Raw genomic sequence first — 7,247 nt, 5'->3', positions numbered from 1 at the left:
TCGTAGCCTTTGTCGGCATAGACGGTCGTACCTTAGGTTAGGCCTTCCAGTAAAGGCGACAGATGGTTGCACCCATGCGCATTAGCGGGGGTAATGTGCAGTTTCTCGATATAGCCTTCCGCATCGGTACGGGTATGTTGCTTGTAACCGAGTCTGTAGAGGCCGTTTTTCTTTGTCCAACGGGCATCTTTATCTTTACTCGGTGTGGTTTGGCCGCTGACTTGTCCTTCTTCATCGACTTCTATGGCTTGACGCTGTTTGCTGCCGGCGGTTTGAATAATGGTGGCGTCAATGACGGCGGCGGATGCTTTCTCTACTTTTAGGCCTTTTTCGGTCAGTTGGCGGTTAATCAGTTTTAGCAATTCGGACAGGGTGTTGTCTTGCGCCAGCCAGTTGCGGTAGCGGCATAAGGTGCTGTAATCGGGGATGCTCAGTTCGTCAAAACGGCAAAACAGGTTGAAATCGATGCGGGTGATGAGGCTGTGTTCGAGTTCGGGATCGGAGAGGCTGTGCCATTGTCCGTAGAAGCGCAAGAGCGACGCGAACGAATGAAAAAACAGTTCGCCGACTAAAATATAGATGTAGAAACCTTAAAAGGCCGTCTGAAATACTATTTGCACTCATTCCCGATTTGCCGCAACGGATGTTATCGGGCGGATTGGCAAAAGCGGAATTGCCCGCCGTCCGCACAGGCTTGGGATTCATCGATCGCAAGCTCGGCGGCTTTCTCGAACTGGGCTGGTATGCTTATCAAATGAAGCTCATCGGCACAGGCAACACCCCGCAGCCGAAACGCTCCGCGTGGGCGGAACTGTTCCGCCTGCTGAAAAACATCCGCCAACACCGCCTGCGTTCCGAACGGGCGTAAAAAGTGCGGTGGAATTTTTGCAATTTTTCGCTTAAATTCCATCGCTTGCAGCTACAAAAGCGGTCTATTTTACGAATTTTTCTTTATATTCCCCAACAGTAATCTGCGCCCTTCAAATTCCTTGCCGGCAATTTCCAAAGCGAAGCGTTCTTTGTCGGCGTCGCGTACTTTGTCGTGTACAGCACGTAATTCCTGCACGCTAGCACCCAATGCCTTGACGATTTCATCGCCCATTTTCATGGAAGAATAGAAGGTTTCGCGCACTACGAAATCCGCTTCCGCTTTCACTAGGGCCAGCGCATTGCGTCTGTCCCAGGCGCGCACGAACACCTTGGCGTTCGGGTTGATATGATGAATATTTTCCACAATTCTGACCGCACTTTCTCCGTTGTCCACGCATACTGCTACGATGTCGGTGTGTTCTACGCCGCAGGCATGCAGCACGTCGGCGCGGGTGGCTTCGCCGTAATAGACTTTGAAACCGTATTCGCGTGCGACGTTGATGGTGTCGGGATCGTTGTCCAGAATGGAAATGGTGGCACCGTAGGCTAGCGGCATTTGGCTGACCACCTGCCCCATGCGCCCGAATCCGATAATCAGCACGTTGCCGTTGAGTTCGCCCGCATGTTCTTCCACATCGTCCACTGACGCAGCTGCGCGGGGTTCTTTGAAATAACGGTCGAACAGCATAACGCTGAAGGGTGTCATAATCATGGAGAGCACCACGATTGCCGTCATATTCGCTAGCACTTCCGCATTAATCGCCCGTTGTACGGCAGCGGAGGCGAGTAATACGAAGGCGAATTCACCGCCCTGCGACATCAGTACGGCGCGGTGTATCGCGGTGTGATGGCTTGCTTTGGTAAAACGCGCCACTCCATAAATGGCAAGGCATTTCAAGATAATCATCAGTACAGTGGCGGAAAGAATTACCTTCCAGTTATTGAACACCGTTGCCACATCCAGCGACATCCCGACAGCTAAGAAAAACAGCCCGAGCAAAAGGCCTCGGAACGGTTCGATATCCGCTTCAAGCTGATGACGGAAGTCGGATTCCGACAGCAGCACTCCCGCCAGAAACGCACCCATCGCCATAGACAGACCGCCCAGCTCCATTAAATAAGCCGCACCGAGTACCACCAGCAGCGCGGCGGCAGTCATCACCTCGCGTGCTTTGGATTTTGCCAGAATTTTAAACAGCGGATTGAGCAGCCAAATACCTGTCGCAATCAACGCTGCCAAAGAAAGCGCGGCAACACCGATTTTCTGCCATAGCGGTACGGCATCGGCAACGGCATTGGGATTATCGGGTGCTAGAAATGCTACAATCGCCAGCATGGGCACAATCAGCAAATCTTCAAACAGCAAAATGGAGACAATGCGCTGACCTTGCGGTGTGCTGATTTCATGACGTTCGTCCATAATCTGCATGACCATTGCGGTGGAGGTGAGTGTAAAACCTACCGCCGAAATAAACGACATCACTAAAGAAAAACCGTAAGCCAGCCCGATTTGGGTAAGGAACAGACTGGAAAACGTCACCTGCAGGGTACCCAAGCCGAAAATCTGATTACGCAATTTCCATAAATGCGACGGCTTCATTTCCAGCCCGATCAAAAACAGAAACATCACCACGCCGAATTCCGCAATATGCAAAATAGCGTGGGAATCGGTAACGAGCTTTAATCCGAAGGGTCCGATAACCAGCCCCGCAGCCAAATAACCCAGAATCGAGCCTAGACCTAAACGTTTAAATAACGGCACGGCAACTACCGCCGCCCCCAATAACACCACCACGTGCAATAAATCGCCGTTAGCTGCTTCTACCGCCATAATTCCTGCCTTTGTTAATTCATAAAAATTTTTGTATTATAAAGGAAAATCGCCGTAACACAAAAAAGTCGTCATTTGACGGCTTCCTCTAAGAAAAGTGCGGTCGGTTTTTGTTAAATTATTGCACTTTGCCGTCGATTTCGATCGGGGTATATTCCACCGGCACCCAAGTATAGCTGCCGTTGCTTTCGGCACGGACGTGGCCTAAGCCCGGGAACGGCAAATGGGCGCCCGCAACCCAGATTTTTCGCGCGGCAACGTCTTTCAACGCCGCTTCGCGACTGGCACGCGCTTGATCCTGATTCATATCTAATTCTACCGCGATATTCGGATCCGCCATTTGCTGTGCGTGATTGTGCATTAAATCACCCCAAATCAGCATGGTTTGTCCGTTTGACGTGAATTCGATACCGTTATGCCCCGGCGTATGACCAGGACTCGGTTTGGATACCATACCCGGAATCACTTCTTCGCCGGTTTTGTAGAATTTCACCCGATCGGCTTTAACATAAGGCGCTACGGCGTCGCGTGCCAGCTGTGCAAAGCCGCGTAGGGTTTCAGACGGCATTTCAGGCAGCCTGAAAACCTAAAAAGTTCCCTCCTCCATTTATAAAGGAGGACTAGGGGGCGTTCAGACGGCGTTTCAGGTTGCCTGAAACCCCCAAATCTCACACCGCAAAATGCGGCATCACGTTTTCGGCGAAATCCTGAATGGTTTCCAGCGCGCCGCGCCGTGTAGGTTTTAAGTTCACGGTAATGTGTGCCACGCCATCGGCCTGCTGTTTCTGCCAAAACTCGACGATGCTTTTGGCGCCGCCGCGCAGGTAGATGTTGTTGTAGAACTTGGCGGGGGCGTTCGGGTCTTCCAAGAGTTCGACGAAATTCGCTACGCCAAAGGGTTTCCAGGTTTCGCCGTCGCCCAATTCTTTGAGCGTGTTGACGATGTCGCCCAGTTTTTCGGGAGCGATGCCGTACCAAATCCATGCGTCGCTTTCTCGGGCAATCCATTCCAGCTCTTGGCGGGCGCGGCCAATAGCGAGCATCGGCAAACCGTGTGCGGGTTTGGGCACCAAGTCCAAATTGCCGCTGAATCTGCCGTAGTGTTCGCTATTGAACGCGGGGAATTTTTCCTGCGTCAGGCGGCGGATGATTTGCCACGCTTCGCGGTAGCGTTCGGCGCGGTTGTTGAAATCGGAAGCAAAGGCGGGGTATTCGGTGGGGCGGTCGCCGCTGGCCAAGCCGAGCAGGAAGCGGCCGCCGCTGATTTGTTCCACCGACGCGGCTTCTTTGGCGGTGAGCACCGGTTCGCGCAGCGGCGACACATAGCCCGCCGAGCCGAGCGCAACGTTTTGGGTGAGCGCGGCGAGATAACCCAGCGTTACCGACGGGTCGTAAATCTGCGCGACATCGCCAAAACTCGGGTCGTAAAACGGCACATCGCGCACCCACAGCGTGGCAATGCCGCTTTGGTCGGCGGCTTTTATCACGGTGGCGAAGTCGTCCATTTCGGGCACGGGGCTGTCGGGATAGCCTTTGAAGGGCGCAATCAGTCCCAATGTGAGTTTGCCCGGTTGGAAAGTGCGGGCGAAACCGCGATGGTTTTGCAGGCGTTCGGGTAATTTCAGCGCAGTCATTGTTTTGCTCCTTGTGATGAGTTTTTGCACGTGATGAAGTATATTTGTTTTATTCGGGAATGTGCTTCCCTAATCTCGGGCAAGAAAATACCAAATGTAGGTCGGGCATTGATGCCCGACATTTTTAAATTTACCTGTATTTGTCGGGCATAAATGCCCGATCTGCGCAAGAAAAATTTATGGAACTCAACAATCTCAACGATATGACCGCCTTTGTCGCCAGCGTAAAAAGCGGCTCGTTTACCGCCGCCAAACAACTCGGGCTCACGCGTTCCACCATCGGTAAACGCATCGCCCGCCTTGAAGCGCGGTTGAACGTGCGCCTTTTGCAGCGCAATACGCGCAACCTTGCGCCCACCGACGAAGGGCGGCTGTTTTACGAGCGCTGCACCGCCGTGTTGGAAGAGCTGGAAAACGCCGAGCAATGCCTCGCCCAACGCAGCATCGAGCCGCAAGGCCGTCTGAAAATCAGCGCGCCGCTGGTGTTGGGCAAAACCATCTTGCCGCCGCTGTTGGCGGATTTTCTCCACCGCTATCCGCAAACCAGCATCGAACTCTCGCTCACCGACGACTACGCCGACCTGATTTCAGACGGCTACGATCTCGCCCTGCGCAACGGCAATCCGCCCCAATGCGACAGCCTGATCGCCCGCACCGTCGGCAGCCAGCAAATGCTCACCTGTGCCGCCCCCGGCTACCTCGTTCAACACGGCACGCCGCAAAGCCCCGACGATTTGGCACGCCACCAATGCCTGCATTTCCTACACGGCGGCCGCGTCAGCCGCTGGCGTTTTCAACAAAAAGGCAAAGAAACCGCCTTTCAGGGCTGCGGACGCTTCAGCGCCGACAACGGCGAAGCCCTGCTGGAACTCGCGCTGTCCGCATTCGGCATCGTGCAACTGCCGCATTATCTGGTGCAAACCGCCCTCGATTCAGGCAGCCTGAAAAGCGTTTTATCCGATTTCCAACCCAAACCCGTGCCCGTGATGGCGGTGTACCCCAGCCGCAAACAGCTCTCGCCCAAAGTGCGGGCGTTGGTGGATATGATGGGGGAAGCGTGGGGGAAGGCCGTCTGAGATGCCGCCGGCCATTCCAAAAAAGCTGCCTGAAAAACAAAAAAGGCCGTCTGAAAACCTAATTCCGGGTTTCAGACGGCCTGAGACCTTTGCAAAATCCCCCAAAATCCCCTAAATGTCTTGGTGGGATTTTGGGGGATTTTGCAAAGGTCTCATGTAAAAATAAATCGATAAGGTCTATAATTGGCGCGCAATCCATCATTTCACAGAGACAAATTATGCACACACAAAATCTTATTATCGGCTTTGGCAAAGCGGGCAAAACGCTGGCGGCAGATTTGGCGAAACACGGGCAGCAGGTCGTGCTGGTGGAACAGTCGGCGCAGATGTACGGCGGCACTTGCATCAACATCGGCTGTATTCCCAGCAAAAAACTGATTGTCGAGAGCGAGCAGCGCGGGCATAACGCCGACAAAGCGGCAGTGTTTGCGGCGGCGATGAACGCGAAAAACACCCTGATTCCGAAATTGCGCGCCGCCAATTTCGCCAAACTGGACAATCTGGACGGCGTAACCGTGCTCAACGCGCGCGCCGAGTTTCTCGACGATCGCACGGTCAAACTGACTGACCCAGACGGCGGCGAGCAAACCCTTACCGCCGAACGCATTTTCATCAACACCGGTGCCACCCCGCGCCGCCTGGGTGTGGCGGGCGAAGACAGCCCGCGCGTACTGGACAGCACCGGTGTGCTCGCGCTGAACGAACGCCCGCGCCGCCTCGTCATCATCGGCGGCGGCTACATCGGCTTGGAATTTGCCTTTATGTTCCACGCTTTCGGCAGCGAAATCACCATTCTCGACGGCGGCGACCGCTTCCTGCCGCGTGAAGATCGCGACATCGCCGAAGAAATGCTGCGCGTATTAAACAGCAAAGGCATCAAGGTGTTGCAAGGCGTGAAAATTGAAGCGTTCCGCGACAATACGGCGGACACCAGCGTCATCACCTCGCAAGGCGAATTTACCGCCGACGCGGTGCTGGTGGGCGTAGGCCGCGTGCCGAACACGCAAGGATTGGGCTTGGCAAACGCGGGTATCGAAACCGACCCGCGCGGCTTCATCCTCGTTGACGACCATCTGCGCGTGCAAGGCAAAAACCACATCTGGGCGATGGGCGACGTGGCGGGCAGCCCGATGTTCACCTACATCTCGCTCGACGACTACCGCATCGTACGCGAACAGCTTTTCGGCGACGGCAAACGCAACCGCGCCGACCGCACCCCGTTCCCGACCGCCACCTTTACCGAGCCGCCGCTCGCCCATATCGGCTTAACCGAAACCGCCGCGCAGCAATCGGGGCGCGAGGTGAAAGTGTTGAAACTGAAAGCCGACGCGATTCCGAAAGCCAAAATCCTCAACCAAACCGACGGCCTGCTCAAAGCCGTGGTGGACGCGCACAGCGGCGAAATTCTCGGCGTAACCCTGTTCTGCGCCGAAGCGCACGAGATCATCAACCTGTTCAAAATGGCGATCGATCACCGCATCCCCGCCACCTACATCAAAAACCAAATCTTCACCCACCCGACCATCGCCGAAGGGCTGAACGATTTGTTCGCGGGCTGCTAAAAAACTGGTTGTAAAACGACCGCACTTGATACGGAAATGCCGTCTGAAAGCGATTTCAGAATCGGTGCGGGTATGTTGTTTGTAACCGAGTCTGTATAAACCGTTTTTCTTTGTCCAACGGGCATCTTTGTCTTTGCTCGGTGTGGTTTGGCCGCTGACTTGTCCTTCCTCATCGACTTCTATGGCTTGACGCTGTTTACTGCCGGCGGTCTGAATAATGGTGGCATCAATGACGGCGGTGGATGCTTTCTCTACTTTTAAGCCTTTTTCGGTC

At 54.5% G+C, this 7,247-nt stretch carries 6 protein-coding genes and 2 pseudogenes; 3 read left to right on the top strand and 5 right to left on the bottom strand.

All coding sequences use genetic code 11. The features are described from left to right. Positions 1-35: 35 nt before the first annotated feature. Positions 36-521 (bottom strand): annotated as a pseudogene (locus tag HMPREF2661_RS09045) (transposase); the annotation flags it as partial. Positions 522-643: 122 nt separating this feature from the next. On the opposite strand from HMPREF2661_RS09045, the gene HMPREF2661_RS09040 reads away from it, so the two are divergent. Beyond that, the gene (locus HMPREF2661_RS09040) at positions 644-868 is read left to right on the top strand and encodes a hypothetical protein (protein WP_033002664.1); all 225 of its coding nucleotides are present in this window, start codon (positions 644-646) and stop codon (positions 866-868) included. A gap of 69 nt (positions 869-937) precedes the next feature. Here HMPREF2661_RS09040 and HMPREF2661_RS09035 read toward each other — a convergent pair whose 3' ends face one another. From HMPREF2661_RS09035 to HMPREF2661_RS09025, 3 genes are all read right to left on the bottom strand, one after another. Continuing rightward, the gene (locus HMPREF2661_RS09035) at positions 938-2,701 is read right to left on the bottom strand and encodes a monovalent cation:proton antiporter-2 (CPA2) family protein (protein WP_070823452.1); all 1,764 of its coding nucleotides are present in this window, start codon (positions 2,699-2,701) and stop codon (positions 938-940) included. Between the two features lie 118 nt (positions 2,702-2,819). Next, positions 2,820-3,269: an MBL fold metallo-hydrolase gene (locus HMPREF2661_RS09030; RefSeq protein WP_070823451.1), complete on the bottom strand. Its 450-nt coding sequence runs from the start codon at positions 3,267-3,269 to the stop codon at positions 2,820-2,822. Positions 3,270-3,369: 100 nt separating this feature from the next. After that, entirely contained in the window at positions 3,370-4,335 is a 966-nt protein-coding gene (locus HMPREF2661_RS09025; protein WP_070823449.1) for a TIGR03571 family LLM class oxidoreductase, read from the bottom strand. Between the two features lie 179 nt (positions 4,336-4,514). Between HMPREF2661_RS09025 and HMPREF2661_RS09020 the strand changes: the two genes are divergently transcribed. Together HMPREF2661_RS09020 and HMPREF2661_RS09015 are read left to right on the top strand one after the other, a co-directional pair. Next, entirely contained in the window at positions 4,515-5,411 is an 897-nt protein-coding gene (locus tag HMPREF2661_RS09020) for a LysR family transcriptional regulator (RefSeq protein ID WP_070823447.1), read from the top strand. A 218-nt stretch (positions 5,412-5,629) separates the two neighbouring features. Continuing rightward, positions 5,630-6,973, top strand: coding sequence for an FAD-dependent oxidoreductase (locus HMPREF2661_RS09015; protein ID WP_070823445.1), 1,344 nt, complete (start codon positions 5,630-5,632; stop codon positions 6,971-6,973). A 54-nt stretch (positions 6,974-7,027) separates the two neighbouring features. Here HMPREF2661_RS09015 and HMPREF2661_RS11505 read toward each other — a convergent pair. Beyond that, positions 7,028-7,247 (bottom strand): annotated as a pseudogene (locus HMPREF2661_RS11505) (IS5/IS1182 family transposase); the annotation flags it as partial.

The organism is Neisseria sp. HMSC061B04 (genome assembly GCF_001836705.1).
Taxonomy (GTDB): Bacteria; Pseudomonadota; Gammaproteobacteria; order Burkholderiales; family Neisseriaceae; genus Neisseria.
The sequence above is the reverse complement of the archived record's forward strand: the minus strand, read 5'-3'. Positions and strand labels throughout refer to the sequence as shown.

Coding starts and splice junctions, on each gene's coding strand:
- HMPREF2661_RS09040 (WP_033002664.1), top strand. CDS start 644: ATGTTATCGGGCGGATTGGCAAAAGCGGAATTGCCCGCCGTCCGCACA.
- HMPREF2661_RS09035 (WP_070823452.1), bottom strand. CDS start 2,701: ATGGCGGTAGAAGCAGCTAACGGCGATTTATTGCACGTGGTGGTGTTA.
- HMPREF2661_RS09030 (WP_070823451.1), bottom strand. CDS start 3,269: ATGCCGTCTGAAACCCTACGCGGCTTTGCACAGCTGGCACGCGACGCC.
- HMPREF2661_RS09025 (WP_070823449.1), bottom strand. CDS start 4,335: ATGACTGCGCTGAAATTACCCGAACGCCTGCAAAACCATCGCGGTTTC.
- HMPREF2661_RS09020 (WP_070823447.1), top strand. CDS start 4,515: ATGGAACTCAACAATCTCAACGATATGACCGCCTTTGTCGCCAGCGTA.
- HMPREF2661_RS09015 (WP_070823445.1), top strand. CDS start 5,630: ATGCACACACAAAATCTTATTATCGGCTTTGGCAAAGCGGGCAAAACG.